Source organism: Sciscionella marina DSM 45152, assembly GCF_000379465.1.
GTDB classification, from domain to species: domain Bacteria; phylum Actinomycetota; class Actinomycetes; order Mycobacteriales; family Pseudonocardiaceae; genus Sciscionella; species Sciscionella marina.
Map to the genome: position 1 here is coordinate 585,089 of NZ_KB905392.1, position 26,100 is coordinate 611,188.

32 protein-coding genes are annotated in these 26,100 nt (G+C 69.6%); 13 read left to right on the forward strand and 19 right to left on the reverse strand.

Features of this window, described 5'->3' with window-relative positions:
- Nucleotides 1-31 precede the first annotated feature (31 nt).
- Together nusA and rimP are read right to left on the reverse strand one after the other, a co-directional pair.
- Nucleotides 32-1,141, reverse strand: a complete 1,110-nt coding sequence (nusA, locus tag A37U_RS0119805) for a transcription termination factor NusA (protein ID WP_020498408.1) — start codon at nucleotides 1,139-1,141, stop codon at nucleotides 32-34.
- The gene (gene rimP / locus A37U_RS0119810; protein ID WP_020498409.1) at nucleotides 1,138-1,692 is read right to left on the reverse strand and encodes a ribosome maturation factor RimP; all 555 of its coding nucleotides are present in this window, start codon (nucleotides 1,690-1,692) and stop codon (nucleotides 1,138-1,140) included. Before rimP ends, nusA begins: the two co-directional genes overlap by 4 nt.
- 163 nt (nucleotides 1,693-1,855) lie before the next feature.
- Between rimP and A37U_RS0119815 the strand changes: the two genes are divergently transcribed.
- Both A37U_RS0119815 and A37U_RS0119820 read left to right on the forward strand, forming a co-directional pair.
- On the forward strand, nucleotides 1,856-2,362 hold the full coding sequence (locus tag A37U_RS0119815; protein WP_051111673.1) for a hypothetical protein: 507 nt from the start codon (nucleotides 1,856-1,858) through the stop codon (nucleotides 2,360-2,362).
- The gene (locus tag A37U_RS0119820; RefSeq protein ID WP_026197394.1) at nucleotides 2,359-2,799 is read left to right on the forward strand and encodes a ferritin-like domain-containing protein; all 441 of its coding nucleotides are present in this window, start codon (nucleotides 2,359-2,361) and stop codon (nucleotides 2,797-2,799) included. Before A37U_RS0119815 ends, A37U_RS0119820 begins: the two co-directional genes overlap by 4 nt.
- Nucleotides 2,800-2,813: 14 nt before the next feature.
- Here A37U_RS0119820 and A37U_RS0119825 read toward each other — a convergent pair whose 3' ends face one another.
- Together A37U_RS0119825 and A37U_RS0119830 are read right to left on the reverse strand one after the other, a co-directional pair.
- On the reverse strand, nucleotides 2,814-3,446 hold the full coding sequence (locus A37U_RS0119825) for a hypothetical protein (protein WP_026197395.1): 633 nt from the start codon (nucleotides 3,444-3,446) through the stop codon (nucleotides 2,814-2,816).
- Between the two features lie 4 nt (nucleotides 3,447-3,450).
- Entirely contained in the window at nucleotides 3,451-4,485 is a 1,035-nt protein-coding gene (locus tag A37U_RS0119830) for an aminotransferase class V-fold PLP-dependent enzyme (protein WP_020498411.1), read from the reverse strand.
- Between the two features lie 33 nt (nucleotides 4,486-4,518).
- On the opposite strand from A37U_RS0119830, the gene A37U_RS0119835 reads away from it, so the two are divergent.
- The 5 genes from A37U_RS0119835 to A37U_RS0119855 are packed head-to-tail and all read left to right on the forward strand — an operon-like array spanning nucleotide 4,519 to nucleotide 8,223.
- On the forward strand, nucleotides 4,519-4,929 hold the full coding sequence (locus tag A37U_RS0119835) for a YjbQ family protein (RefSeq protein ID WP_020498412.1): 411 nt from the start codon (nucleotides 4,519-4,521) through the stop codon (nucleotides 4,927-4,929).
- A gap of 34 nt (nucleotides 4,930-4,963) precedes the next feature.
- Nucleotides 4,964-6,247, forward strand: a complete 1,284-nt coding sequence (locus A37U_RS0119840) for an MFS transporter (protein WP_020498413.1) — start codon at nucleotides 4,964-4,966, stop codon at nucleotides 6,245-6,247.
- 4 nt (nucleotides 6,248-6,251) lie between these two features.
- Nucleotides 6,252-6,929 (forward strand): HAD family hydrolase, encoded by a 678-nt coding sequence (locus tag A37U_RS44355; protein WP_020498414.1) that lies wholly within the window; start codon nucleotides 6,252-6,254, stop codon nucleotides 6,927-6,929.
- A gap of 15 nt (nucleotides 6,930-6,944) precedes the next feature.
- On the forward strand, nucleotides 6,945-7,784 hold the full coding sequence (locus A37U_RS0119850) for a DUF8017 domain-containing protein (RefSeq protein ID WP_020498415.1): 840 nt from the start codon (nucleotides 6,945-6,947) through the stop codon (nucleotides 7,782-7,784).
- Between the two features lie 49 nt (nucleotides 7,785-7,833).
- A complete protein-coding gene (locus A37U_RS0119855; RefSeq protein ID WP_040588025.1) occupies nucleotides 7,834-8,223 on the forward strand; it encodes a VOC family protein in 390 nt (129 codons plus the stop codon).
- On the opposite strand, the gene A37U_RS0119860 is transcribed toward A37U_RS0119855, so the two are convergent.
- The 4 genes from A37U_RS0119860 to A37U_RS0119875 are packed head-to-tail and all read right to left on the reverse strand — an operon-like array spanning nucleotide 8,224 to nucleotide 11,948.
- Nucleotides 8,224-8,799, reverse strand: coding sequence for a YdcF family protein (locus A37U_RS0119860; protein ID WP_040588028.1), 576 nt, complete (start codon nucleotides 8,797-8,799; stop codon nucleotides 8,224-8,226). It abuts the gene before it with no gap.
- Between the two features lie 22 nt (nucleotides 8,800-8,821).
- Nucleotides 8,822-9,526 carry an APH(3') family aminoglycoside O-phosphotransferase gene (locus A37U_RS0119865; protein WP_020498418.1) on the reverse strand — a complete coding sequence of 235 codons (705 nt, stop codon included), beginning with the start codon at nucleotides 9,524-9,526 and terminating at the stop codon, nucleotides 8,822-8,824.
- Nucleotides 9,526-10,206, reverse strand: a complete 681-nt coding sequence (locus tag A37U_RS0119870; protein ID WP_020498419.1) for a helix-turn-helix domain-containing protein — start codon at nucleotides 10,204-10,206, stop codon at nucleotides 9,526-9,528. Before A37U_RS0119870 ends, A37U_RS0119865 begins: the two co-directional genes overlap by 1 nt.
- Nucleotides 10,203-11,948 carry a proline--tRNA ligase gene (locus A37U_RS0119875; protein ID WP_026197396.1) on the reverse strand — a complete coding sequence of 582 codons (1,746 nt, stop codon included), beginning with the start codon at nucleotides 11,946-11,948 and terminating at the stop codon, nucleotides 10,203-10,205. The genes A37U_RS0119870 and A37U_RS0119875 overlap by 4 nt, the downstream gene beginning before the upstream one ends.
- A 77-nt stretch (nucleotides 11,949-12,025) precedes the next feature.
- Here A37U_RS0119875 and A37U_RS0119880 point away from each other — a divergent pair, with 77 nt between their 5' ends.
- The 3 genes from A37U_RS0119880 (at nucleotide 12,026) to A37U_RS51660 (ending at nucleotide 13,840) form a co-directional block, all read left to right on the forward strand.
- Nucleotides 12,026-12,382, forward strand: coding sequence for a VOC family protein (locus tag A37U_RS0119880; protein WP_020498421.1), 357 nt, complete (start codon nucleotides 12,026-12,028; stop codon nucleotides 12,380-12,382).
- Nucleotides 12,383-12,473: 91 nt separating this feature from the next.
- The gene (locus tag A37U_RS0119885) at nucleotides 12,474-12,794 is read left to right on the forward strand and encodes an ArsR/SmtB family transcription factor (protein ID WP_020498422.1); all 321 of its coding nucleotides are present in this window, start codon (nucleotides 12,474-12,476) and stop codon (nucleotides 12,792-12,794) included.
- A 5-nt stretch (nucleotides 12,795-12,799) separates the two neighbouring features.
- Nucleotides 12,800-13,840 (forward strand): TIGR03086 family metal-binding protein, encoded by a 1,041-nt coding sequence (locus A37U_RS51660; protein ID WP_020498423.1) that lies wholly within the window; start codon nucleotides 12,800-12,802, stop codon nucleotides 13,838-13,840.
- On the opposite strand, the gene A37U_RS0119895 is transcribed toward A37U_RS51660, so the two are convergent.
- The 5 genes from A37U_RS0119895 to A37U_RS0119915 all read right to left on the reverse strand — a co-directional run bounded on the left by A37U_RS0119895 (nucleotide 13,841) and on the right by A37U_RS0119915 (nucleotide 17,324).
- Complete coding sequence (locus A37U_RS0119895; RefSeq protein ID WP_020498424.1) at nucleotides 13,841-15,049, reverse strand: RNA polymerase sigma factor; 1,209 nt, start codon at nucleotides 15,047-15,049, stop codon at nucleotides 13,841-13,843. It lies immediately after the preceding gene.
- On the reverse strand, nucleotides 15,046-15,441 hold the full coding sequence (locus tag A37U_RS0119900; protein ID WP_020498425.1) for a YciI family protein: 396 nt from the start codon (nucleotides 15,439-15,441) through the stop codon (nucleotides 15,046-15,048). The genes A37U_RS0119895 and A37U_RS0119900 overlap by 4 nt, the downstream gene beginning before the upstream one ends.
- Nucleotides 15,438-15,935: an SRPBCC family protein gene (locus tag A37U_RS48405; RefSeq protein WP_020498426.1), complete on the reverse strand. Its 498-nt coding sequence runs from the start codon at nucleotides 15,933-15,935 to the stop codon at nucleotides 15,438-15,440. Before A37U_RS48405 ends, A37U_RS0119900 begins: the two co-directional genes overlap by 4 nt.
- Nucleotides 15,932-16,303: a VOC family protein gene (locus A37U_RS0119910; protein ID WP_020498427.1), complete on the reverse strand. Its 372-nt coding sequence runs from the start codon at nucleotides 16,301-16,303 to the stop codon at nucleotides 15,932-15,934. The genes A37U_RS48405 and A37U_RS0119910 overlap by 4 nt, the downstream gene beginning before the upstream one ends.
- 79 nt (nucleotides 16,304-16,382) lie before the next feature.
- A complete protein-coding gene (locus tag A37U_RS0119915; RefSeq protein ID WP_020498428.1) occupies nucleotides 16,383-17,324 on the reverse strand; it encodes a phosphotransferase family protein in 942 nt (313 codons plus the stop codon).
- Nucleotides 17,325-17,591: 267 nt separating this feature from the next.
- On the opposite strand from A37U_RS0119915, the gene A37U_RS0119920 reads away from it, so the two are divergent.
- Nucleotides 17,592-18,533, forward strand: a complete 942-nt coding sequence (locus tag A37U_RS0119920) for a serine protein kinase RIO (RefSeq protein WP_020498429.1) — start codon at nucleotides 17,592-17,594, stop codon at nucleotides 18,531-18,533.
- Nucleotides 18,534-18,540: 7 nt separating this feature from the next.
- Here the strand turns inward: A37U_RS0119920 and A37U_RS0119925 are convergent, their stop codons facing one another.
- Nucleotides 18,541-19,047: a MarR family winged helix-turn-helix transcriptional regulator gene (locus A37U_RS0119925; RefSeq protein WP_020498430.1), complete on the reverse strand. Its 507-nt coding sequence runs from the start codon at nucleotides 19,045-19,047 to the stop codon at nucleotides 18,541-18,543.
- Between the two features lie 84 nt (nucleotides 19,048-19,131).
- Between A37U_RS0119925 and A37U_RS0119930 the strand changes: the two genes are divergently transcribed.
- Complete coding sequence (locus A37U_RS0119930; RefSeq protein WP_026197398.1) at nucleotides 19,132-20,277, forward strand: Mrp/NBP35 family ATP-binding protein; 1,146 nt, start codon at nucleotides 19,132-19,134, stop codon at nucleotides 20,275-20,277.
- 45 nt (nucleotides 20,278-20,322) lie between these two features.
- On the opposite strand, the gene tatB is transcribed toward A37U_RS0119930, so the two are convergent.
- The 4 genes from tatB to sigE form a co-directional block, all read right to left on the reverse strand.
- Nucleotides 20,323-20,766 carry a Sec-independent protein translocase protein TatB gene (tatB, locus tag A37U_RS0119935; protein ID WP_020498432.1) on the reverse strand — a complete coding sequence of 148 codons (444 nt, stop codon included), beginning with the start codon at nucleotides 20,764-20,766 and terminating at the stop codon, nucleotides 20,323-20,325.
- Between the two features lie 60 nt (nucleotides 20,767-20,826).
- Nucleotides 20,827-22,308, reverse strand: coding sequence for a S1C family serine protease (locus A37U_RS0119940; RefSeq protein WP_020498433.1), 1,482 nt, complete (start codon nucleotides 22,306-22,308; stop codon nucleotides 20,827-20,829).
- Between the two features lie 169 nt (nucleotides 22,309-22,477).
- Nucleotides 22,478-23,125, reverse strand: coding sequence for an anti-sigma factor family protein (locus tag A37U_RS44370; RefSeq protein ID WP_020498434.1), 648 nt, complete (start codon nucleotides 23,123-23,125; stop codon nucleotides 22,478-22,480).
- Nucleotides 23,126-23,162: 37 nt separating this feature from the next.
- Nucleotides 23,163-23,822, reverse strand: coding sequence for an RNA polymerase sigma factor SigE (gene sigE / locus A37U_RS0119950; protein ID WP_020498435.1), 660 nt, complete (start codon nucleotides 23,820-23,822; stop codon nucleotides 23,163-23,165).
- Between the two features lie 153 nt (nucleotides 23,823-23,975).
- Here sigE and A37U_RS0119955 point away from each other — a divergent pair, with 153 nt between their 5' ends.
- Nucleotides 23,976-24,632 carry an O-methyltransferase gene (locus A37U_RS0119955; RefSeq protein ID WP_020498436.1) on the forward strand — a complete coding sequence of 219 codons (657 nt, stop codon included), beginning with the start codon at nucleotides 23,976-23,978 and terminating at the stop codon, nucleotides 24,630-24,632.
- A gap of 165 nt (nucleotides 24,633-24,797) precedes the next feature.
- Here A37U_RS0119955 and A37U_RS0119960 read toward each other — a convergent pair whose 3' ends face one another.
- Nucleotides 24,798-26,018, reverse strand: coding sequence for an MFS transporter (locus A37U_RS0119960; protein ID WP_205622958.1), 1,221 nt, complete (start codon nucleotides 26,016-26,018; stop codon nucleotides 24,798-24,800).
- Nucleotides 26,019-26,100 lie beyond the last annotated feature (82 nt).

Below are 26,100 nucleotides of genomic sequence, written 5' to 3' on the forward strand. Positions count from 1 at the left end.
ACAAGCTCGCGGCGCCGAGCACTCCCCAAGTCTAGCCCCTGCCGGAATCCTGTGGCGAACCGGTTAACGGCTGGGCGCTCTCGGCTGGTGAAGCGGGCGGCTGGCTCAGCGTCTCCGGGGTCGGATCGTCCGGGTGCGCAAGCACCGCGTCCTGCTCGGACTCCACCGCGGCGTCCGAGCGGATGTCGATCCGCCAGCCGGTCAGCCGGGCCGCGAGCCGCGCGTTCTGGCCCTCCTTGCCGATCGCGAGGGAGAGCTGGAAGTCCGGAACGATCACCCGCGCGGTCTTGGTGCGCGGATCGAGTACCCGTACCGAGACGACCTTCGCCGGGGACAGCGCGTTGCCGACGAACGCCTCCGGGTCCTCAGAGTAGTCGATGATGTCGATCTTCTCCCCGGCCAGTTCGCTCATCACGTTGCGCACCCGCGCGCCCATCGGGCCGATGCAGGCACCCTTGGCGTTGACCCCGGCCACCGTCGAGTGCACGGCGATCTTGGAACGGTGCCCGGCCTCGCGGGCGACCGCGGAGATGGCGACCGTGCCGTCCGCGATCTCCGGGACCTCGAGCGCGAACAGCCTGCGCACGAGGTTGGGGTGGGTGCGGGACAGGGTGATCTGGGTGCCGCGCATCCCGCGCGAGACGCCGACCACGAAGCACTTGACCCGGCTGCCGTGGGTGTAGCGCTCACCGGGCACCTGCTCGGCGGGCGGGAGCACACCCTCGGTCTCCCCGCCGATCCCGACCACGACCATGCCACGCGCGTTCGCCCGCGCATCGCGCTGTACGACCCCGGCGACGATCTCGCCCTCCTTCGCGGAGAACTCGCCGTAGGTCTTCTCGTGCTCGGCATCGCGCAGCCGCTGCAGGATCACCTGCCGTGCGGTGGTCGCGGCGATCCGGCCGAAACCTTCCGGGGTGTCGTCGTACTCGGTGACCAGTTCGCCCTCGGTGTCGCGTTCCTCGACGAGCACCCGCACGATCCCGGTCTTGCGGTCGATGTCGATCCGCGCCCCCTGCCGGTGTCCCTCGGTGTGCCGGTACGCGGTCAGCAACGCCGACTCGATGGCCTCGATCACTGTGTCGAAGGGGATGTCCTTGTCCCGCTCGATCGCCCGCAACGCGGCGATATCCACGTTCATTCCGACCCCTCCTGGTCCTGTAGGCCGAGCAGCTCGAGCTCGGCGGTCGGCGGTTTGCGGAACTCGACCTCGACAACGGCGCGCTGGATCTCGGTGTATCCGACGGTCCTGACCGACTTGGCGTCGAACAGCAACCGGACCTCGCGCTCGTCGGCCGCGCCGACCCGGGCCTTCGCCGAACCGCCGTCGGCGAAGGTCAGCTTCACCAGACGGGCCCGGGCGCGGCGCCAGTGCCGTGGCTTGGTCAGCGGCCGGTCAAGTCCGGGTGAAGTGACTTCCAGGGTATAGGACCCCTCGAGTACGTCCTCATGCTCGTCGAGTGCCTTGGACACCGCGCGGGAGATCCTGGCGACCTCGTCCAGTTCGATCCCGCCCTCGGCGTCCACGATGGCCTTCACCTGGCGCTTCCGGCCCATCTGGGCGAGCTCGATGGCGTCGAGTTCGTAGCCGATGCCGGTGACCGCCGATTCGACGATCGGTTCGAGGCGTGCCTTCAGCTCGGCAAGCCCACCGCCTGCCTTCTGCCCCCCTGCCCCGCTCTTGCTCGACACCTGTCACCTCTCGTCGTTCCCACGTTGTCCCACGCTGCACCGGCCGCCGCGGCACCGGCAACTTACCGGAACCCTACCGGCGAACCTCGCATATCCACGTTAGGCACTCGTCGGAAAAGGGGATGCGCTCACCTGTCCCGGTCACCTGGCAGGATTACCTCTCGTGAGGAGTGCGCGATGGGACGATTCAGCGACATCGGCGAACAGGCCGGATCGCCGTACGGCGCTGCGGCTCGCGGGGGCGGGTGCCGGGCTGCTCGCGGCCGGCGGGCTGCTTTCGGCGTGCACGGGTGGTGATTCGACACCGGATCCGCTGATCGCGCTCGCCGATTCCGCGGGTCAGGACGCGGCGCTGGCCGAGGCCGTGTTCGCCGCCCACCCCGACCTGGCCGCGGCGCGCGCGATCGGCAAGGCCCGCCGTGAGCAGGAGAAAGCGCTGCGCAAGGAGATCGGCCGGGCGGCGGGGAGCACGCCGAGCGCCACGGCCTCGAACTCGCCGGGACCCGCCGCGCCGAAGGACCGCACGGCCGCGACCGGCGCGCTCACCTCGGCCCTGTCCAAGGCCCAGGACGCGGCCGGCGCGCTCGTCCCCACGGTGCCGACCTACCGCGCCGGACTCGTGGGCTCGGTCGCCGCGGGTTGCGCCGCACTCCGGGAGTTGTTCGCATGAGTACGCCATCCGAGGACGAGATCGACGCGCTGCAGCAGGCGCTCGCCGCCGAGCACGCCGCGGTGTGGAGCTACGGGCTGGCCTCGGCGTTCGTGGCCGCCGGTGAGCAGCAGACGGTGACCAAAGGCGCGGCGACGCACCGCGCCGAGCGGGACAGCGCGGCACGGCTCATCCGGGACGGTGGCGGCCAACCGGTCGCCCAGCAGCCCGGATACGCCACGCCGGAACCGGTCACCGACGCCGGCTCGGCGATGCGCCTGCTCGCGGTCGCGGAGCGGGACTGCGCCGCGACCTGGCGCGCGGTACTGGAGCGGACCGAGGATGTGCCGCTGCGCGAGACGGCCGTGCACGCGCTGACCTACAACGCGGTCGCGGCGACCCGGTGGCGCAAGCTCACGGGGCAGGTGCCCAGCGCGTCAGCGCTCCCCGGGACGTAGTAGCGGCCAGTGGCTCAGCCCTTGGCCAGCGCGGCCTTGCTGACCTTGGTCAGGAACGCATCACCGTGCTGGGAGCTGGCGAAGAATCCGCTCTCCACCACGATCATGGTGTTACCGCGCACCTTCGAGGCGTAGCCGCTGCCTTTGACCGTCTTCGGCCCGCCGGGCAGCCGGACACCCGCGGTGACCAGGTCGGTGACGTTGCCGGTGCCGTCCGAGTCGGTGAGCCGTTTGAGCCCGTTCGCATCGCCTGGGCTGGCCATGGTCACCGTGGACACCGAGGAGAGCACCTTGCCGCGCTCGGTTTCGCTGGCGTAGAGCACCTGGTGCAGTGCGGCGCAGTTGTGCTCCTTGAAGTACTTCTTCGCGGTCCCGTAGGAGCGTTTACGGCAGTCGTCACCGTCCACCGGCCCGCCGACCCGTTCGAATCGCGGTTTGTTCGCGGCCGAGCTCCCCGGAGTGCCCGCGTTCGATTGGCCGGCCGCCTGCTCCGGGTCCTGGCCCGAGCCGTCCCGGTTGGCCAGCCACCAGATCACCCCGGAGACCACGGCGATCGCGACGAGCGCGACCAGCTTCGCCCCGTTGCCGAACCGGCGTGTGCCCTGGACCCGCCTGATCGGACCGGTCTGCTCCTCGGATACCTGCACCCGTTCACCGTATCGGGCGAGCCACGGCGTCGAGCACCGCGGCCACATCCTCCTCGGTGTTGTAGAGGTGGAAGGCGAACCGGCTGCGCCCGGCCCGGATCGCCGCGCGGATCCCGGCCGCGCGCAGTCCTTCGGCGCGTTCCCCGAGGTCCGCCGAAACCACGGCGGTGTTCCCGGGTGCCATCCCGAGACCGGCGCGCAAGGCGTTGGCCAGGCCGATGTTGTATTCGGCGACGGCGTGCATGTCGAGCCCGGACAGCCAGGGCAGCACGGCCGCCGCGCCAGCCTGGGAGAACCACACCGGCGACAGGTCGAAGCGCCGCGCGTTCCCGGCCAGGCGCAGCGGCAGGCCGTACACGGTCTCCCAGGGGGCTTCCCCGGCGTACCAGTTCGCGTGCACGGGGTGCAGTCGTTCGGGTTCGCGGACCGCGAGCCAGGCGACCCCGCGCGGGCACATCAGCCATTTGTACCCGGCGCCGACCACGTAATCCGCCCAGTCGAGGTGCAGCGGGAGCCAGCCCGCGGCCTGGGTGACGTCGAGCAGCAGCCGCGCCCCCGCGCGTTCCACGGCCTCGCGCAGCGAATCGAGTTCGAGGATCCGGCCGTCCGCGGACTGCACGAGGCTCACCGCCACGAGATCGTGACCGTCCACTTCGGACAGCAACCGGTCCCAGGCCGTTTCGGTGACGGTGATCCCGCGATGGGCCTGCGCGGCGAAGGGGAACGTGGTGCTGGTGAACTCCCCTTCGGCCACCAGCACCCTGGTTCCCTCACCGAGGCTGGCCGCGACGGTGGCCACCAGTTCGGCGACGCTCGAGCCGATCGCCACGCTGTCCGCGGGAACCCCGGCCAGTCCGGCGAACGCGGACCGCGCGGTGGCCACCGGGGCGTCGAAGTCGGGCGCCGAGTATCCCCCGCTCGCCCAGGTGTCGATCACCTCGTGGGCGGTGACCGCGGCCGAGCGCGGCGGGATCCCGATGCTCGTGGTGTTGCAGTAACCGAGCGGGACATCGAATTCCTGACCGAAACAGCGTCGCATGCACGAAATCCTGTCACGGGTACAGTCGCCGATGTGTACAGCACCGAGCTCGACATCCGCACCGGCGACCAGGCGGTGGTGCGCGACCTGACCCGGGACTGCGAGCGCGCCCTGCGCGAGGCGGGCGCGGTGGACGGGCTGCTGCACGTGTGGGTCCCGCATGCCACGGCCGGGCTCGCGGTACTGGAGACCGGGGCGGGAAGCGACGAGGATCTGCTCGCCGCACTGGACGAGCTACTCCCGCGCGACGATCGCTGGCAGCACCGGCACGGTTCGCCGGGGCACGGTCGCGATCACGTGTTGCCTGCCTTCCTTCCGCCGTACGCCACGGTTCCGGTACTCGGCGGAGCCCTCGCGCTCGGCACCTGGCAGTCGGTGTGCCTGGTGGACACGAACATCGACAACCCGGTGCGCACCGTGCGTTTGAGCTTTCTGGCCGGTTGACGCGCTCCGGCGGGCCCGGTAGAGGTATGGGTTCGTGTCAGAGCTGCCACGATCGCCCCGCTCCCGGTTCGCCACGGTCATCGCGGCCGGGGTCGCGGGCACCACGGTCGAGTTCTACGACTTCTTCCTCTACGGAGCGGCCGCGGCCACCGTGCTCGGCCCGGCCTTCTTTCCCGGTTCGGACGGGCTGCTCGGGGTGCTGCAGGCGCTGGTCACCTATGCCGTCGGTTTCGCGGCCCGGCCGATCGGCGGATTGGTGGCCGGGCATTTCGGGGACCGGATCGGGCGCAAACGACTGCTGTTCCTCAGCCTGCTCACGATGGGGCTCGCCTCGGTACTGATCGGCGTCCTTCCCGGGTACGACCGGATCGGGGTGGCCGCGCCGGTCCTGCTCACCGTGCTGCGCCTGGTGCAGGGGTTCGCGCTCGGCGGGGAGTTCGGCGGCGCGGTGCTGCTCGTCGCCGAACACGGTCCGGCGCGGCGCCGCGGATTCTGGACGGCGTGGCCGCAGGCCGGTGGTCCGCTCGGGAATCTGCTCGCCACCGGGGCACTGGCCGCGGCGGCCGCGCTGAGCGGGGCGCACTACACCTCGATCGGCTGGCGGATCCCGTTTCTCGCCTCGCTCGTGCTGGTGCTGATCGGGCTCTGGGTGCGGATGCGGGTGACCGAGTCTCCCTTGTTCACCGAGGCACTGCGCACCGAACGGCCGGAGCGAGCACCGCTGCTGCGGGTTCTGCGGGAACAGCCGCGCGCCTTGTTCGCCATCTTCGCCGCGCGGGTCGGGGAGAACGCGGCCTTTTATGTGTTCACGATCTTCCTGCTGGTGTACGCGGGGACGCTCGGGCTGCCGAAATCCGCGGCGACCGCCGCGGTCACCATCGGCTCGCTCGTCCAGGTCGCGGCGATGCTGCTCGGCGGGCTCGCCTCGGACCGGCTGGGCAGGCGCCCGGTCGCGATCGCCGCGGCCATCGCGGCGGGTGCGTGGACCGCCGCGTTCTTCCCGCTCGTCGCGACCAAGGACTTCGGCCTGCTCGTACTCGCCGTCTGTATCGGGCTCGCCTGCCATGGGGTGCTCACCGGCGCACAATCCGCGTTCTACGCCGAGCTGTTCGCCACGACGGTGCGGTATTCGGGTGTATCGCTCGGTTACCAGTCGGCCACCGTGCTCGCCGGGGCCGCGGCTCCACTGGCCGGGACCGCGCTGCTGCGCACGACCGGGTCCCCGACCCCGATCGCGATCACCCTCGCCGGCTGCCTGTTGCTGACCGTGCTCGGAATGATCAGTGCCCCGGAGACCGCGCGCGGCACGCTACGGTGAGCGAATGCGGTTGATTCTCTGGGATATAGACCAGACCCTGCTCGATCTGACCGGTCAGGGAACTCGGTGGTACGCGAACGCACTGCGGGCCGTGACCGGTACCGAGATGGCCCACGCTCCCGAATTCGCGGGCAACACCGAGCGCGCCATCACCACCGGGGTACTGCGCGAGAACGGCGTCCCGCCCAGCGAGGAGCTCGTCGAGCGGATGTTCGCCGCGCTCATCGAACAGGTCACCGCGGAGGCGGACCAGCTCGCCGAACTGGGTGTCGCCCTGCCCGGTACGCACGAGGTGCTGGCCGCGCTCGCCGCACAGCAGACGGTGCAGAGCCTGGTGACCGGGAATCTGCGCCCGGTCGCCGAACACAAGCTCGGCGCCTTCGGGCTCGGCGAACACATCGACATCGCGCTCGGTGGATTCGGCGATCTGTCCACCGAACGGGCCGATCTGGTCGCGGCGGCCATCCGGAACGCCACGCACGCGCACGGCGAGCCGGAGCGGATCGTGGTGCTCGGTGACTCACCGGCGGACATCGCAGCCGCGCACGCCAACGGGGTGCTCGCGGTCGGGGTCGCCACGGGGATGTTCGGCGTGGCCGAGCTGGCCGATGCCGATCACGTGCTCACCGATCTGTCGGCGACCGAACAGGTGGTGCACGGGCTCACCCGCGGATTCGGCTGAACTACGCTGGCCCGCATGAATCAGCACGGCGACTATCCGCGGTCGGGTTACGGCGGTCTCGGGTACTTCTCCCCCACCCCGCAACCGCCCAGGCGCGGCCGCGGCAAGATCCTCGTGCTGTGCGCGCTGGGGCTCGTCGTGGTGCTCGCGGCGGTGCTGATCCCGCTGCTGTTGCTGAATTCCGGGGATTCCCGCGAGCAGGCGGCACCGTCCTCGGCCCCTTCTTCAGCGAGCCAGCTGCCCGCACCGCCGAGCGTGCAGACCGACGGCCTGACCGCCAAGGACGTCTCCGTTCCCGCGGTCACCAAGGACAAGGGCTGGCAGGGTGTCAAGAATCTGCGGGAGAAGACGGCCTATGACGTCCCGCCCGGCTGGAAGATCGAGAAACCCGGCCTGCTCACCGGCTATCAGAGCGAGGACGGCAAACACATCGTCTCCGGGCACGCCGTATCCACCTACAAGAGCGGGTACTGCCTCGATGATGCGCAGGTCTCCCGCGGATTCGTGGCATGGAAGACGGTGAGCCGCTCGGTGGACAAGGACATGGCGGTGCGCAATCTCGCCACGAACCTGGCCACCCTGGCCGCCTCGGACAAGGACACACTGCCGCATGTACCTGCCCCGCAGGTCACCGCGACCAGCGTCTACGGGGGCAAACCGGCGCGGATGGCGAAGGCCACCGCGGTCCCGATCAGCCAGCAGTGCGGCGCGCCGAAACGCACCGCGATCGCGGTCGGGTTCACCGCGAGCATCGGCAATGTCGTGGTCCTGATCTGCTACGACGAGGGTGTGCCGGACGCGCCCGCGCAGGGCGATATCGACAAGATCATCGCCTCCCTGCGCGACGCTCCATGACCGATTTCGTCAAGACGCCCGCCGCGCGCACCGGCTACCGTCCCCGGGCATGACCACACCACGACTGGACATGATCGGCATCGTCACCGCTGACCTCGAGTCCTCACTGGCCTTCTACCGCACGCTCGGCATCGAGACGCCCCGGGAACACGAGGGCCCGCACGTGGAGGTCTCGCTCCCCGGCGGGCTGCGGATCGCTTGGGACACCGAGGAAAGCGTGCGTTCCTTCGTGCCCGACTGGCAGGCACCGAGCGGTCATCCGCGTACCGCACTGGCCTTTCTGTGCGCCACACCGTCCGAAGTGGACAGTACTTACGCGGCACTGGCGGCAGCCGGATGCCACGGCGAGACCGCGCCATGGGACGCGCCGTGGGGACAGCGGTATGCGACGGTGCACGACCCCGACGGGAACCCGGTCGACCTGTTCGCCTGGGCGTGACTACCGCTGCAGCTTGCGCAGTGTCCACAGTCCGTAGGCGGCGAGCACCGGTTTGAGGAGCAGCCACTCGCCGGGGCGGTAGTCCTTCGCGGGCGCCAGCCGGGTGGCGAGATCGGGGCGCTGCCGCCGCAGGTACACCCGGGCCTTGAAGGCGTGGGCCGGTTGGGAAACGATCTTGATGCGGTCGGCGTCCTCGAGCAACGGGACGACGTTCGTGATGTTCTCCCACGTCGTCCTGCTGCGGTCCTCGAGGAGCACCCGGCCGTCGAACGCGAGCACCGATAGCGCGTAGTCGGCCATCAACCGGGCTTCGGCGGGACCGTGACCGGCCGCGCCCCCGCTGAAGATCACCCGGGTGTCCCGCCGACCGGCGGTGACCGAACGCAGCCCGGCCCGCACTCGCCAGCGGTTGATGACGTTCACCGTCTCCGCCGGGTTCCGGTATCCCAGCACGACCACGGCCTCGGAAACGCCACCACCGGACCCGACAAGGGAGCGCGACCACCGCCGGTTCAGCCATTCGCCCCATGCCAACACCGCCGCGGCTCCGGCGACGGCCAATCCTGTTCGGTGCATGCGGCACTCCTCAGCCGTCTCGTCAGAAGAACTCGTCGAGCAGCCGGTAGAACTCCAGCCGCGCGGAATCCGGCGCCACGCCATAGCGGCCCAGGAACCGGGCGCTCGCAGCGGGACCGTAGGCGGGATTGAGCAGTTCGTCGGCGAGGCTGCGGGTGGTCAGCGCCAGATCCGCGTACCGGTCGGCGAGCCCGAGCCGGCCCACATCCAGGATCCCGGTCACCTCGGTGGTCTCCGGGTCGAGCACCACATTGGGCAGGCACAGATCGCCGTGGGTGAGGACGAGGTCTTCGCAGTCGGGCAGCGTGGCTTCGAGCTCGGCGAGCAGTTCGGCCGCACTCCAGCCGGACCGGTGCTCGTCCAGATCCGCGAGGTCGATCCGGCCTTCGGTGACCGCCGCGCGGGCGCGTGGCACCGTTACCGCGAGGCTCGCGTCGAACGGGCATTCGGTGATCGCGTGCAGGTCGCGGGCCAGATCCGCGAGGGCGTCCACTACAGCCGCACGCAGGTGCTCGGGCCACCACTGGTCGGCGGTCCGCCCGGCAACGGCGCGCATCTCGAACCACCCCGGACCGCTGTCGAGCACCTCCGGAGCGGGGAAACCCAAGCCGCGCAACCAGATCAGCCGTTCGACCTCGGCCGCGCAGTCCGGACCGGACTTGCGGTACGCCCCGGTTCCGCGCTGCACCCGCGCCCCGGACATGCCGGTGGTGATCTCCTCCCACATCAGTGCACCAGCCGGCTCGGCGGCAGTCCGGTCAGGGCCCGCGCGTCCCGGGAGAAATGCGCCTGATCGGCGTACCCGGAGCGCGCCGCGACCTCGGCAAGTGGTGCGCCCTCAGCGGCGAGGGTCAATCCTCTGCGCAGCCGCAGGATCCGCGTCAGGGTCTTCGCGCCGTAGCCGAACACCGCGGCGCACCGCCGGTTCAACTGCCGGGGCCCGTATCCGGTCTCCGCGGCGATCCGGGCAACCGGCGCGCCACGCACGGCGAGCTCGAGCACCGCGCCCGCGAACGGATCGGATTCGGAAAACCGTTGCCGGGCAATGGTTTCCAGTCCACGCGCGCCGTAGAGCCGGACGAGCTCGCGCGCCCGGCGCACCGCTTTGTCCGGCCACAGCGCGCCGAGGTCGACCCCCGTGTCCCGCAGTTCGTCCGCCCGGGCGCCGAGCACCCCGGGCGCCTGGCCCGGCGCGAACCGCAGCGCGAGGCAACGGTCACCGGAGCGGACCGGGACCCGGTGCGCGTGCGTGTCCGGACCGGCGACGATCAGCTTTCCGTTGGCATAGATGAGATCCATGCAGCCGTCCGGGAGCACGGTTTGCATCCCGTCGACCGGGTTCGAACCGCACCAGAGCAGCGCGCCAGGAAGGGCGCTCGGCCGCTCGCGGTACGGCTGCGCGGTCATCGCGAGGCGGCCAGCAGCCGTTCGACCGCCTCACCGACCGGCACATCGGTGCGCTGTTCGGTGAAGCGGTCCCGCAATTCGACCACACCGTCCCGCAACCCGCGCCCGATCACCAGAATCGTCGGCACCCCGACGAGTTCGGCGTCCGAGAACTTGACCCCGGGACTCACCTGACGGTCGTCGAGCAGCACCTCGACCCCGGCCGCGTCGAGCCCGGCCGCGATGCGCTCGCCCTCGGTCCGGATCTGCTCGTCCTTACCGGCCAGCACGATGTGCACACCGAAGGGGCTGACCTCGCGCGGCCAGATGATGCCCTTGTCGTCGTGTGACTGCTCGGCGATCGCCGCGACCAGCCGGGAGACCCCGATCCCGTAGGAACCCATGGTGATCCGGATCGGTTTCGAGTCCGCCCCGAGCGCGTCGAGTTCGAAGACGTCCGCGTACTTGCGGCCGAGCTGGAAGCAGTGCCCGATCTCGATACCGCGGGCGGCGACCAGTTTGCCCTGCCCGTCCGGGGAAGGATCGCCCGCGCGCACCTCGGCGGCCTCGATCGTGCCGTCCGGGGTGAAATCGCGGCCGCACACCAGGTCCACCACGTGATGGTCGGCCTCGTCCGCACCGGTGACCCAAGCCGTCCCGGACACGATCCGCGGATCGACCAGATAACGGATCTTGTTGTCCTGCAAGGCTTTCGGGCCGATGTACCCCTTGACGAGGAAGGGGTTCGCCGCGAAGTCCTGCTCGGTGAGCATGGCGACCTCGGCCGGTTCGAGCGCGGCCTCCAGGCGCTTCTCGTCGACCTCGCGGTCCCCGGGAACCCCGATCGCGAGCAGCTCCCACTCCGTGCTCCCCGGCTGGCGCAGTTTCAGCAGCACGTTCTTCAGGGTGTCCGCGGCGGTGAAGGTGCGGCCAAGGTCCATCCCGTTGAGGTGATCCACGAGGGTCTGGATGGTGGGCGTGTTCGGCGTCAAATGGTCGACCGCGGGCGGCTGCTCCCCGATCGGCTGCTCCGGCGGCGGCGAGGTGACCACGGCCTCCACATTGGCGGCATAGCCCGAGGAATCCGAGCGGACGAAGGTGTCCTCACCGAATTCGCTCTCCGCGAGGAATTCCTCGGACTCCGAACCGCCCATCGCCCCGGAAAGCGCGGCCACGATCACGTAGTTCAGCTGGAGACGGTCGAAGATGCGCACATAAGCTTCGCGGTGCCGCTGATAGGACTGCTTCAGTCCCTCATCGTCGAGATCGAAGGAGTACGAATCCTTCATGACGAATTCGCGGCCACGCAGGATTCCCGCGCGCGGCCGCGCCTCGTCCCGGTATTTCGTCTGGATCTGGTACAGGAAAAGCGGGTAGTCCTTGTACGAGGAGAACTCGCCCTTGACGGTGAGCGCGAACAATTCCTCGTGCGTCGGGCCGAGCAGATAGTCGGCGCCCTTGCGGTCCTTGAGGCGGAACAGCAGCGGACCATACTCGGTCCACCGGCCGGAGGCCTCGTACGGCTCGCGTGGCAGCAGGGCGGGAAACTCGATCTCCTGGCCGCCGATCGCGTTCATCTCCTCGCGCACCACGCGTTCGATATTGCGCAGCACGCGCAGCCCGAGCGGCAACCAGGTGAACACGCCCGGCGCGGCGCGCCGGACATAGCCGGCGCGCACGAGCAGCTTGTGGCTCGGCAGTTCCGCGTCGGCCGGATCCTCGCGAAGGGTACGAAGGAACAGCGCGGACATCCTGGTAATCACCGGTGCAGAGTAACGCGCGCCGCCGGGCACGGCTCAACCGGATAAAACTGTCCGGCCCCGGCGCTAACCTGCCGTGCATGACACTCAGCATCGGCATGGTGACCATCGACTGCGCGGATCCGGGGCGGCTGGCCGGATTCTGGACCGAGGCGCTCGGCGTGCAGGTGCTCGCCGACTACGGCGAGTTCGTCCTGCTGGGCGGGGAACACATACGGCTCGGCCTGCAACGGGTACCGGAAGCGAAAGCGGCCAAGAACCGGGTGCACCTCGACCTCGGCGGAGAATCCCGGGCCGCGGCCGCCGAACGCCTCACCGGCCTCGGCGCGACCGTGCTCGGCGAGCATTCGGTGCCCGGACTCAGCTGGACGGTGTTCGCCGACCCGGAGGGCAACGAATTCTGCGTCGGCGAGCATCCCGAACAGCACCGTGAGTGAGACTCGGCAACGACTCACGATCTCGGCGCCAGAGCGTTTCCGGACGATAAAAGTGTTCGCCACAGCTTACCGTTAGTATATACTTACGGATATGGGTGAAGCTGCCGTTCTCGATGCGCTCGGCGATGACACGCGCCGGTCCATTCTCGAACTCCTCCGCAAGGAACCGGCCGCGGTCGGTGTTCTCGCCGAGCGGCTCCCGGTATCCCGCCCCGCCGTCTCCCAGCACCTGCTCGTGCTCAAGAGGGCCGGACTGGTCAGCGAATCGAGCGTCGGCACGCGCCGGATCTACCGGATCGAGCGGCAGGGGTTCGCGGCACTGCGGGACTACCTCGAACGCTTCTGGGCGACGACCCTGGACAACTTCGCCGCACTCGCCACAGCCGAATCCGAAGCCGACACAACGGAGTGAACACTATGCCGACCGACTCCGCGGATGGAATCGCAGTACACCGCTCGGTGCCGGTGCGGGTGCCGCTGTCCCGTCGACGGGCCTTCGATCTCTTCACCGCACGGATGACCGAGTTCTGGCCGCGCGGACAGCACATCGCGGCGTTGCCGTTTCAGGAGATCGTGGTGGAACCGCGCCCCGATGGCCGCTGGTTCGAACGGGATGCCGCGGGGAACGAAGCGGAATGGGGACGGGTCATCGACTGGGCACCCCCGGGTCGGCTGCTGCTCGGCTGGCAACGTGATGCTGACTGGGCACCGAGTCCGGAGCTGGAGACGGAGGTCGAGCTGCGGTTCACCGAACAGGACGCGAACCACACCCTGGTGGAACTGACCCACCGGCATCTCGAACGCCTCGGGGACCAGGCCGAGCGGATCCGTGCACTGTTCGGACAACCGGATGCCTGGGAAGGCGTGCTCGGCGCGTTCGCCGAGAGTCCGATACTCGGCCAGTACCTGAACAGCATCGAGTACTTCGGCCGGATCTTGCGGAAAATTCCTGGTGACGCCTGGGAAAACGCCACGCCATGTACGGAATGGACGGTCCGGGACATCGTCGGGCACACGATCTGGGGCGCACACCGCCTGCTCGGTTTCATCGGTGTGGAACCGGCCCCGGACCCGCGGTTCTCCCCCAAGGGCGAACCCGCGGGGCGGCTGGCCGGTGAGGATCCGATAGCGAGCTGGCAAGGCGTACACGAGCAGTGCCGTGCCGCGCTGGAACCGGTGATGCTCACCACGGCGGTCGAGCATCCGGCTGTCGCCACGGTCGGATCGTTCATTCGGCTGCTCATCACCGACATCACCGCACATTCCTGGGATATCGGACGCGCGATCAAGACCGATGTGCGGTTCCCCGAAGGGTTGCTCCGGGCGAGCGAGGACTGGGCCCGGAAAAACACGGCGACGCTGGCCGGATCAGGATTCTTCGCCGCGGCACTGACCCCGCCGAAGGGCGCGGACGCGCAGACCAGGCTGCTCGCCCAGCTCGGCCGCCGCGCGTGGTGATCACCCGAGCCGGTCGGCCCGCTCGATGAGGTAGCGCTGTTCGGGAACGCTCGTGGTCAGGCTGGCCGCTTTCCGGTAGCAGTCCCGGGCCCGCGCGGAATCCTCGGCGAGTTCGAGCAGGTGCGCGCGGACGGCGTGCAGCCGGTGGTGCCCCGCGGTACGGGCATCGGAATCGAGCGGTTCGAGCAGGGCGAGCCCGGCGTCCGGGCCTTCGTTCATGGCGACCGCCACGGCCTGGTTGAGGGTGACCATCGGATTGGGTTCGAGCGCGGCGAGCAGTTCGTAGAGCCGGACGATCTGGCGCCAGTCGGTGCGCTGCCAGTCCGGCGCCTCGGCGTGCACGGCGGCGATCGCGGCCTGGAGCTGGTAGGGGCCGACCGGCGCGGTGGACAGGGCGTCGGTGAGCAGCACACTGCCCTCCTCGATCGCGGCCCGGTCCCAGCGGGAACGGTCCTGTTCGGCGAGCGGCACGAGGGCACCGTCCGCGTGGACCCTGGCGGACCGGCGCGCGTCGAGCAGCAGCATCAGCGCGAGCAGTCCGGTGGCCTCACCGTCTCCGGCCAGCAGTTCCCGCACGATGCGGGCGAGCCGGATCGCCTCCTCGGTCAGCTCGCCGCGCCGCAACCGGTCCCCCGAACTCGCCGTGTAGCCCTCGTTGAAAACGAGATAGAGCACGTGCAGCACGCTGCGCAGCCGTCGCGCCCGTTCGGCCCCGCGCGGTTGGACGAACCGGGCGCCCGCGGCCTTGACGCGTTTCTTGGCGCGGCTGATGCGCTGCCCCATGGTGGTTTCCGGGACCAGAAAGGCCCGGGCGATCTCGGCGGTGCTCAGCCCGCCGACCGCGCGCAGGGTGAGCGCGATCTGCGCGGGCGGATCGAGGCTCTGGTGGCAGCACAGCAACAGGAGGGTCAGCGTGTCCTCGGGCTCCGCCTCGACCGGCGTTTCCAGGGCCGTGTAGCGCTGTTCGCGCGCCCGGCTCGACGCCTCGCTGCGCACCTCGTCCACCAGCCTGCGCGCGGCGACCCGGATCAGCCAGGCCTCGGAGTGCTCCGGCAGACCGGTGTCCGGCCAGTTGCGGGACGCGGCGAGCAGCGCCTCCTGCACCGCGTCCTCGGCCGCCTCGAAATCGCCGTAGCGGCGCAGCAGCGCACCGAGGACCCGCGGCGCCAGCGAGCGCAGCAGCTCCTCGATATCGCGGCGGCCGGTCACATTTCCTGACCGGAGAATTCCATGATCGGGTGCACCTCGACCCCGCCGAAGCGGGCGTCGGGGAAGCGTTCCGCGATCTCCACGGCTCGTTCCATGCTCGCGCAGTCGAGCACGAAATATCCGGCGAGCGCCTCTTTCGACTCCACATAGGGTCCGTCGGTGGTGGCCGGCAGCCCGTCCCGGACCCGTGCGGTCCTGGTGTGCACCGGATCCGCGAGCGGAACCCCGGTGACGAACTCCCCGGACTCGCTCAGTTCCCGTTCCAGTTCCGCATCCTGCTCGAGCAGTTCGGCGCGCTCGTCCTCGGACATCTCCAGGAATCCCGGCGTGTGCTCGAAGGTCGGGTGCGCCCAGTTGCGCGGGTTGCTGTAAATGAGCAACAAGTATTTCATGCGGACACCTCCTGATAGCCGACGCCGTGCAGCATCGCGGCGAGAGAGTCTTGCATGTTGGCGCGCAGTTCGGCGAGCCTGCGCTCCAGGAAACCGGGATCGCCCGCAGCCAGCTCGCGCGCCACGGTGTGCCCGGATCCGTGCCGGAAATCGTGCGACAGCAGGGTTCGCCCGCCTTCCGGGGTGAGCGCATAACGCCACAGCGATCCCGCATCCCCGTTCCCGTCCAGCACCGACCAGGCGAACACATGCGGTTTCCCCACCTCGGTCACTTCGCACAACGCATCGGTGCTGAACCCGTTCCCGAACTCGTTGTGCCCGGCGAACCTGTCACCGGGTTTCGGCGCACCGACCCCGGCTTCGAGCCATTCAGTGCGCACACACTCCCGACTCCAGCGGCCGTAGGAGGGCACATCGGTCACCAGTGCCCACAACTGGTCCACCGGCAGACCCACGCGCAGGCACACCTCGGTGTGTGCTCCGGTCACGGTCATCGCGCACCCGCCACGCCGACCACGTTGCCCTCCGGATCGGTGAACTGGCCGACGGCGAACCCGTCCCGCACGATCGGCCCGAACCGGCGCACACCGCCCAGTTCCTCGGCCCTGCGCAGTGCCTCCCCGACGTCCGGGACCGCGACGTAGACCAGGATCCTGCTGCCGTAACCGGGTCCGCCGCCGACACCGCCGTTGATCCCACCGGTGCTCTCCCCGTCCACGAAGCCGTACTGCCCCGAGGCGGACACATGCTCGCTCGCGGCATCACCGATTCCGAACCGCCAGCCGAACAGTTCCCCGTAGTAGCCGCGCAGCCGCGCCGGATCGGTGCCGATGATCTCGAAGTGCGCGATGGGCTGTCCCATGTCCTTCTCCTCTCTCCGTTGTTCCCGCTGAGGTCGGAGCGGGTGAGAGGATTTCGACAGGGTCGAACTGTGATCTGGATCACCAACGCGTGCGGTGGCGTACCCAGCGCAGCGCGGCCGCGGCGATCTTGCGCTGCTGCTCGCGCAGGCCCGCGGAACCGGGCGGTTCGGGGCAGCGAGAGGCGAACTGCCAGTACCCGCACAGCGCGGCCGCGTAGCCGGTGACCGCCCAGGCGGGAACCGCGCGCAGCTCGGGGCGGGAGAGTACGAGCTTCTCCGCGGTGGCGATGGTGTGCCCGGCGACGAGCAGATAGGGCACCAGCGGGGTGGTGTCCAGCCAGGCCGCACCACGCAACGGCCGCCGCCAGCCGGTGATCAGCACCTGGCCGGTTCCGGTGCGCACCAGGGTGTCCGGGCGCAAATCGTTGTGCAACAAGGTATCCCCGTCCGACCAGGGATGCCACGCGGTCTCCACGACGGCCAGCGAGTCCACATTGGACTCCAGCCACGGGTCCAGCCCGGACGGCAGCGATCCGGGTGTGCGCCAGACGCTGAGCAGGCCGTCGAGTTCGGTGAGCGCATCGGGAGCCCCGGCCACCGGGCACGGGGTCAGGGTCCGCACGGCCCTGCCGATCGCGGTGAACATCGCGCTGCAGTCCGGGGAACCGGGCCGCAGGTTCACCCGCGCCCCGTCCAGATCGCTGAACACCACGGCGAGCCATTCCCCATCCACGACGCCGAACACTTCAGGCACCGGGGCGGCCCGAGGCAACAGTGCGGTGGTCTCGGCTTCCGCGCGCAGCCCGCTCGCGCTCGGATGCAGGGCGGGAAGCGCGCGGACGAACGCCCACCTGCCGTCGTCGAGCAGCAGCCGCACCGCGACCGAGCCGGGGATCTCGGCGTCCTGGCGCAGCGCCTGCACCACACCCGCGCCGAGTTGGAAAGCCAGTGCCGACCGGGTGTCCACCGGGATGTCCTGCCAGCCGAGCGCCTGCTCTCGCAGCCCGTGGACGACGGTCATGATGCGGCGCTCACCTTCTCCCGGAATCGACTGTCCTCAAGATATCCTTCCGCGTCCGGCTCCGGCCAAGCGCCCGAGTAATTCCGTTGCGCGAATGGGGAATCCACGCCAGGATCGGGTTCATCGGGACAACCCGCGAAGGAGGTGCGTCATGACGGTCGTTGTATTCAGCCTGCCCACAGACCGGACCGCACCCGCCGGGGACGCCGCGTAACGTGCTCCCCGCGATGGGGCGGTAAGCATCCGAACCCATCAGGAGCACAGGAAGTGCGTTACTCCACCGATCCAGCGGACTACGAAGACTACGAGGATTTCACCGAGCGCGAACCCCGCCGGGCACGCAGGCGCCGGTTCGACGACGAGCCGCGGCCGATCCGCTCCGGGCGGCTCACCGAGGAAGCCAAGGCGCTGCTCGAGAACAGCAAGGACGACGGCGCGCAAGACGAGCAGGAGCGGTACTCCAGCTATCCGGACGCGGTACCCGGCCCGGGACCGCTTCCCGGCTGGGTGCTCACCGAGTCCGCGGCGACCGATACCGAACTCGGTGTGCTCAAGACCGGGAAAGAGGCCGATGTACATCTCATCCGGCGCGCCCTTCCCGGGAACGAGCGCACCAGCCTGCTCGCGGCCAAGCGCTACCGCCCGCCCGAGCGCCGGCAGTTCCACCGGGACGCCGGGTATCTGGAGGGCCGCAGGATGCGCAAGTCCCGCGAGCTGCGGGCGGTGCAGAACCGCACCGCCTTCGGCCGCAACCTGATCGCCGAGCAGTGGACGATCGCCGAGTTCGCCGCCCTTTCCCGGCTCTGGCAGCTCGGCGCACCCGTCCCCTATCCGGTGCAGCGGCTCGGCACCGAGCTGCTGCTCGAGTACCTCGGCGACGAGTCGGGCGCCGCACCCCGGCTCGCCGAACTGCGCCCGGATCCCGGGGAACTCGACCGGCTCTGGGCCCAGCTGGTCGAGGCGCTCACCCTGCTCGCCGAGGCGGGCCTGACCCACGGCGACCTGTCCCCGTACAACGTGCTCGTGCACGAGGGGCGCCCGATGCTCATCGATCTGCCGCAGGTCGTCGAGCTGGTGGTGAACCCGAACGGACCGGCGATCCTGGAGCGGGATGTCACCAACCTCGCGCGCTGGTTCACCGCGCGGGGCAGGAACGTGGACATCGAGCAGACCACCGCCCGGCTGCGCGCCGCGGCCGGTATGGATTGAAGCTGACTCAATCCACGATCACGCACGGCTCGCCGAGCGCGTCCACCGAGCCCGCGCCGGAAGGCGCCTCGGCGAGCTTGCGGCAACTGTCCCCGAAAGCACCCAGTTCGGCCCCGGCGAGCACATCCACGAAATGCTCCTTGACTCCGTTCAGGTGAGTACTGGTCGCTCCGCGTAGTCGTTCGTAGCCCTGCTCGGTGAGCACCGCCACCACACCGCGCCCGTCCCCGTGCACCCGGCTGCGGGTGACAAGCCCGTCCCGCTCCAGCCGGTCGACCACCCTGGTCACGCCGGAGCGGGACAACAGAACAGCCTCGGCCAGCTCGGTCATCCGCAACCGGTAGCCTGGCGCCTCGACCAGCTGCAACAGCACGTCATAGGCGGCCAGCGAGATCCGCTGCCCGGCGATCAGCTCCGCCTCGAGCGCCCTGCTGATCTTGGCGTGCGCCCGCAGGAACGCCCGCCACGCGGCCAGCTCGTCCGGCTCGACCCGGTTGTTGCCACCCTCTCCCACGGACAGGCATGGTACGCCCGCCCATCCCGGGCGGCAGCGCCGTAGCATGGTGGAGAGACCGAGGAAGACAAGGTGGGATTCGCAGTGACGACCAGCCATATCGGGGCGGCGCCGTCCGAGGAACGGGTGCGCGAGGCGCTCGCGGGGGTAGAGGACCCGGAGATCCACAAACCGATCACCGAGCTCGGCATGGTCAAGTCGATCGACATCGCCGAGGACGGGAAGGTCGCGGTGGGGATCTTCCTCACGATCTCCGGCTGCCCGCTGCGCGAGAAGATCGAGCGCGATGTGACCACGGCGGTCTCCGCGCTCGACGGTGTGCGCGAGGTCACCGTCGAGCTCGATGTGATGAACGACGAGCAGCGAGCCGAACTGCGCAAATCGCTACGCGGGGACGCCAAGGAACCGGTGATCCCGTTCGCCCAGCCGGGCTCGCTGACCAGGGTGTACTGCGTGGCCTCCGGCAAGGGCGGGGTCGGCAAGTCCTCGGTGACCGTGAACCTCGCCGCGGCGCTGGCCAAGCGCGGGCTCTCGGTCGGCGTGGTGGACGCGGACATCTACGGGCACTCGGTGCCGCGCATGCTGGGCTCGGACGCCAAGCCGACCAAGGTCGAGCAGATGATCATGCCTCCGCAGGCGTACGGGGTGAAGCTGATCTCCATCGGCATGTTCACCCCAGGCAACACCCCCGTGGTCTGGCGCGGGCCGATGCTGCACCGCGCGCTGCAGCAGTTCCTCGCCGACGTGTGGTGGGGCGACCTGGACGTACTGCTGCTCGATCTGCCGCCGGGAACGGGTGACGTGGCGATCTCGGTCGCGCAGCTCATCCCGAACGCGGAGATCCTGGTGGTGACCACGCCGCAGCAGGCCGCGGCCGAGGTCGCCGAGCGGGCCGGGGCGATCGCGCTGCAGACCCATCAGCGAGTGGCCGGGGTCGTGGAGAACATGTCCTGGATGCAGCTGCCCGACGGGTCCCGGATGGACGTGTTCGGCACCGGCGGCGGTCAGGCGGTCGCGGATTCGCTTTCCCGCTCGATCGGGGCGAACGTGCCGCTGCTCGGGCAGGTTCCGCTGGAGCCGAAGGTGCGCGAGTACGGCGATTCCGGGGAACCTATCGTGCTCGCCGACCAGGAGGCCCCCGCAGCCGCGGTACTCACCGAGATCGCGGGCAAGCTCGCGGTGCGCGCCCGGGGACTCTCCGGGCGGATGCTCAACGTCTCCCCCGCCTGATCCCGATCCGGGGCCGCCGTCCTTCCGGTGGCGGTCCCGCGATCCTCAGGTCGCGTCCGGATCGAACGGTGGACGCTCCCCCAGCCCGAGTGGCTGCTGCACGCGCGGCTGCGCGACCGGCGCCTGGGGCAGCGGAGCACGGCCCTCGCTGCGTACGTCGAAGTCCTGCCGCACGTCGAGTTCGGAGCGCACGTCGTACTGCCTGGCGTCCTCGACTGGGTCGTAGTCGTCCAGCAGATGTTTGGTGATCGCCTTGCGCGGTCCCATGGCACGCAGCGAACGCACCTGCTCGAGCGGTTCGCGCAGCTCGTCGAACTCCGGTCCGAGCTCGCCACGCAGCTGATTGCGTGCCCCGGTCGCGTACTCGCGGACTCTCCGGATCGAGGATCCGACCCACCTGATCGCGCCGGGCAGCCGTTCCGGGCCGAGAATGAACAGACCGGCGACGATGATGACGAGGACTTCGCTCCAACCGAGATTCTCGAACATGTCCTACCCTCTTGCCGCCCGCGCCGCCATGCTCAGGGTACCGCTACCGGCACCCATGCCCTAGTCCGACTGCAGTGTGACGGTGATCGTCTGGCTCGCCCCGCCGCGCACGATCTGCATGGGAATCGGCTTGCCGATCGGTGAGGTGAGCACATCCACCTGAAGCTGCTCGGCGTTGTCCACCCGATTGCCCGCGAACCTGGTGATCACATCGCCCTCCTTGAGCCCGGCCTTCGCAGCGGCCCCGCCCGGGGCCACGTTGGCCAGTTGCGCGCCCTGCGAGGAGGTCGCCGAGACCGAGCGGACGTTGGCGCCGAGGCTGGCGTGCTTGACCGAGCCGTTCCGGATGAGCCCCTGGGCGATCTGGCGGGCTTGGTCCACCGGGATGGCGAAACCGATGCCGATGCTTCCGCCCTGCGGGCCGGAGGATTTGATCGCCGAGTTGATGCCGATCAGCGCACCGGAGGAGTTGAGAAGCGGCCCACCGGAGTTGCCGTGGTTGATCGCCGCGTCGGTCTGGATCGCGTCGTAGGTGACCGGCGGATCCCCGTTCTCCCCCGCGGCCACCACCGGGCGGTTCAGCCCGGAGACGATGCCCGTGGTCACCGAGGACTTGTACTCCAGCGGTGAGCCGATCGCGATGACCGAGTCCCCGACCTGGACACCCGAGGAACGGCCGAGCTGGATCGCGGTCGGGTTGGTGACGTTCACCTTCACCACCGCGAGGTCGGTTTTCGCGTCCCGGCCGACGATCTGGGCCTTGCTCCGGGTGCCGTCGTTGAACACGGCGGTGATGGTGGCCGATTTGTTGGACGCCGCCTGGGCGACCACGTGGTTGTTGGTGAGGATGTAGCCGTCCGGGGAGATCACCACGCCGGAGCCGAACTGCCCGCCGTTGCCCACCACCACCTCGAGCGAGACCACTGCGGGAGCGGCACGCTTGACCACATCGGCGACCGAACCCTTCGGCCGTTCCACGTTCGAATCGACCTGGGCCAGCGTCGCGCTGCCGTCGGTGAGCGCGGTCCCGGAACGCCCGATCAGCCAGCCGGTGACCCCACCGACGGCGCCGATCAGCAGCGCGGCCACCGCGAGCACGACCAGTGCGCCACGCGCTACCGAGCGGCCGAACAGCAGCCCCGTCAGGGACAGCTTGGTGTCCTTGGGTTTGTTCGCGGCATCGGATTCCTGCTCGGAAACCGCGGGCGCGCCGAGGACCGCTCCGGTGCCCGGGTCCCGCCAGGGATCGGTTTCGGCGTCCGGGTCCCAGAACGGGTCCGGCTGTCCCTTGTCCGGTTCACCACCGGACGGTGGCCGCTGCAGTCCCGTCTCCCCGCCGTGCCCACCGAAGGCCTCGGTGAGCGATTCCGGTGGCCTTCCGACCGGTTGCGGCCGGGTGGGCAGGGCATCCCTGGGCGCGAAGGCGCTCGGCACCCCGTCCGGGCGGCCGAACACCGCCGCTGATTCGGGATCGACCTGCGGACGGTGCAGCGGGCGCGGCCCGATACGCGGGGCCCCCCGCCCGTTGGCTTGCTCGCTCATCGCCCTCGCTCCTCAGCGGAGCTCGGCGCTTCGCTCAGGCACTGTACCGATGATTCGCTCGCAGGCTCGCTCATGGATCCCCGTGGTCACGTTTCTACTGTCGCGATGATGTCCTGACGAGGATGCCTCATCCGGGGTGAAGTGTTCGTGCAGGGGGTTCGGGCGGGTCTTAACGGTGCACCGGATGCGCGTGCGGCTGCGGTGCGCGCTCGGTGGGGGTCGGCTTCGGCTTGGTGTGCCGGGCGCCGAACGCGGCCCGTGGTGCGTTGTTGTTCAGTTGCGCGGCGGGTTCCTTGGCCGGTGTGGGCGTCTGCGCGCTCCCGCCGGGGATTCCGAAGGCGAGCGCGCCGAGCATCAGCCCGGAGACCAGTGCCCCGGCGCCCTGTGCCGCTCTTTTACGGCCGCGTCGCCCGCCGAGCGGGGCGCGTGCCGCTCCGATCCCTGCCGTGGTGCCCAGTGGTGGCGTCGAGCCGAGCGGCGCGCCGGCGCCGAAGGCGCGGTCCGGCCGCTGCACGGAGACGAGCTGGCCGTCCTCGGTGACCGCGAGCCCGTCCGGCACGCTGGTGACCTCGGTGTCCTCGGGTATCGCGCGTAGCGCGGCGAGCAGGTTCGCGGGTGCTCCCGGGGTGTCCAGGGAGCGCATCCGGTCCCGTGCGGCGCGCTGGGCGTCCGCTTCCTGCGCGCAGTACGGGCACTTGGCCAGGTGTGCACGAGCCCGTTCGGTGGCCGTCGTGGAGAGCTCCTCGTCGACGAATGCCACGATCGCGTCCGGCATCAGGTGGGTCTCGCCGAAGCCGAATCCCCGAGCGATCGTCATTGCGTCACCTCCACGTGTCCTCTCCTCTCACGCCGCCTCATGCCGAGGCGCTCGCGAGCCTCCGTCCCTCGACCGATGCCCGCAACGCCTGACGCCCCCGGTGGATCCGAGAGCGCACGGTACCAAGTTTCACTCCGAGGGTTGCCCCGATCTCCTCATAGGACAGGCCCTCGACATCACAGAGCACGACGGCCGCGCGGAACTCGGGCGGCAGCTCGTCGAGCGCGGCCTGCAGGTCCGGGTCGAGATGGGCGGCGGAGAACGCCTGCTCCGGGGTCGGTTCGTCGCCGGCGAGCCGGTCGGTGTCCTCCGGCAGCCCTTCCATGCGCAACCGTGAGCGGCGCCGGGCCATGTCGAGAAACAGGTTCGTGGTGATCCGGTGCAGCCAGCCCTCGAACGTCCCCGGCTTGTACGAGGACAGCGAGCGGAACACCCGGATGAACGTCTCCTGGGTGAGGTCTTCCGCGTCGTGCTGGTTCCCGGACAGGCGGTAGGCGAGCCGGTACACCCGGTCACTGTGCTGGCGCACGATCTCGTCCCAGGACGGTGGCGTCCAGGTGACCTCTTCGCCGTCGATGGAGACGGTCTTGACCTCGACGGGCTGCGTCTCGGTCGGCGCCGATGGAGAAACTGTCATCGAGTGTTCGCGCACCTCCGTGTGCTGTGCTCGGTTGTTCAACGGGGCACCCACCTTCATTGTTCCCGCTCCCGCCTCATTGCCCAAGGGGGTTCTTGAGTCCAGCATCGACCACCGCCTTAGGGTTCGCATCAGAGACCGCTGAGAGCACCCTGAGAACTCGTCCCCGGGTGTCGTGCGCGTCCGATGGAGTGACGCATTAATCTGCCCTGCGTGACGGCTGACCCGGTGAAGGCGCACGACTCCGGTATCGAGACGTATGTGCACGACTACTTTGCGGAAGACGACACGCTCGCGAGTGCACGCGAGCGCGGAGTCGACGCTGGTGCGGGCCCGGTCTCGCCCGCGACCGGAGCAGCGCTCCGGTTCCTGACGGCCACGTTGCGGGCACGCGCGGTGGTCGAGGTCGGTACCGGGTCCGGGGTCTCCGGGCTGTACCTGCTCGCGGGGATGGCCGAGGGCGGCGTGCTCACCACCATCGATGTGGAACCGGAACATCAGCGCACCGCACGCCGGGCGTTCACCGAGGCCGGGTACCCCGCAGGACGAGCGCGGCTGATCATGGGGCGCGGGCTGGACGTGCTGCCGCGGCTCACCGACGCCGGGTACGACCTGGTGTTCGTGGACGCCGCGCGGATCGAGTACCCGCGCTACTACGAGCAGGGCGTGCGGCTGCTGCGCGAGGGCGGGGTGATCGCTTTCGACGGGGTGTTCTCCAACGGCCGGGTCAGTGACCGCTCCCGGCGGGACGCCGAGACAGCCGCACTGCGCGAACTGGCCGCCCTTGTCCGCGCGGACGAGCGACTGGCGCCCGCGTTCGTGCCGCTGGCCGACGGGCTGTTGCTGGCCGCGAAGACGGCGACCGGGTGAGCAGCGCAGCGAGCCCAGGCGAGCGAATCCGCGAAGACGCCGATCGAGCGAGGACACGAGGGAGCCCCAGCGAGCGAGGTCCGGAACGAGTGAGAAGTCGAGCCGACGTCGCAGCGGAACCCGGCAGCCGTCGAGCCATCAGCGCCGCGAAGACGGGGTGAACGGTCAGGACCGGCGCAGTGGTTTGAGCCCGATCAGGGTGAGCCCGAGCAAGACGACCAGCCCGAACAGCACACCGATGTAGCCGGTGACCCCGCCCCAGCCGGAGTCGGCGAACCAGACCCCGCCGAGGGTGCCGCCGATCGAGGACCCGAGGTAATAGCAGAACAGGTAGATGGCCGCACCGGGCACGGCGAGCACCGCGGCGCGGGCGCCCACCCATCCGCTGGCCACGGCGTGCGTGGCGAAGAATCCCCCGGTGAACAGCACGAGCCCGATGATGATCAGGACGAGGTTGCCGAAAGCGAGCAGCACGATCCCGGCGATCGTGCAGATGGCCATGGACCAGAGCATGCGCGGGCGGCCGAACCGGTCCACCAGCCGCCCGGCGATGGTGGAGGCGGCCGAACCGGCGATGTAGACCACGAACAGCAGGCTGACCACGGCATGCGGCAGGTGGAACGGCGCGCGCAGCAGCCGGAAGCCCAGGTAGTTGTACACGGTGACGAAGGCACCCATGGCCAGGAATCCGGCCAGGTAGAGTCGCAGCAGCCCGTGGTCGCGCAGCGCGGTGCCGATCGAGCCGATCAGCGGGCGCACCCGCAGTGGTTTCGGGGCGAATCGCTGCGAGGGCAGGATCAGCAAGGCGAACACGATGGTGCAGGCCACCGCGAGCAAACCGACCGCTCCGATGGCGAGCCGCCAGCTGCCGAAGTCGACGACCACTCCGGCGAGTACCCGGCCGAGCATGCCGCCGATGCCGTTACCCGCGATGTAGAGCCCCATGCCCGCGCCGAGCGATTCCCGGTGCAATTCCTCGGACAGGTAGGACATGGCGGTTGCCTGCAGTCCGGCCAGTGCGAAGCCCTGCAGGGCGCGCATCACCAGCAGCAGGGTCAGGTTCGGCGCGAACGGCACGAGCACGCCGAGCACGGCGGTCGCGGTGAGCGAGGCGATCATCACCCTGGTGCGGCCGAGTGATTCGGAGAGCGTGGTCAGCGGGATGACGCCGATGGCCAGGGTCAGGGTGGACACCGAGAGCACGAGGCTGACCGTGGCCGGCGAGAGGTGGAAATCGGCGGCGATCGCGGGGAACAGCGCCTGCACGCAGTAGAGCACGGTGAAGGTCGCGAGTCCGCTGGCGAACATCGCGATCGTGATCCTGCGGAATTGCCTGCTTCCCCTGCGGTGTCCCGCGTGCACTGCCTCGTCCATCGTGCTCGTCACGTGTGACCACGCTAGGCGCACGCGTATTCATCCGTCTAATACTGAGAGTGCGGCAAATTCATGCAGATTTGCATAAACTGAG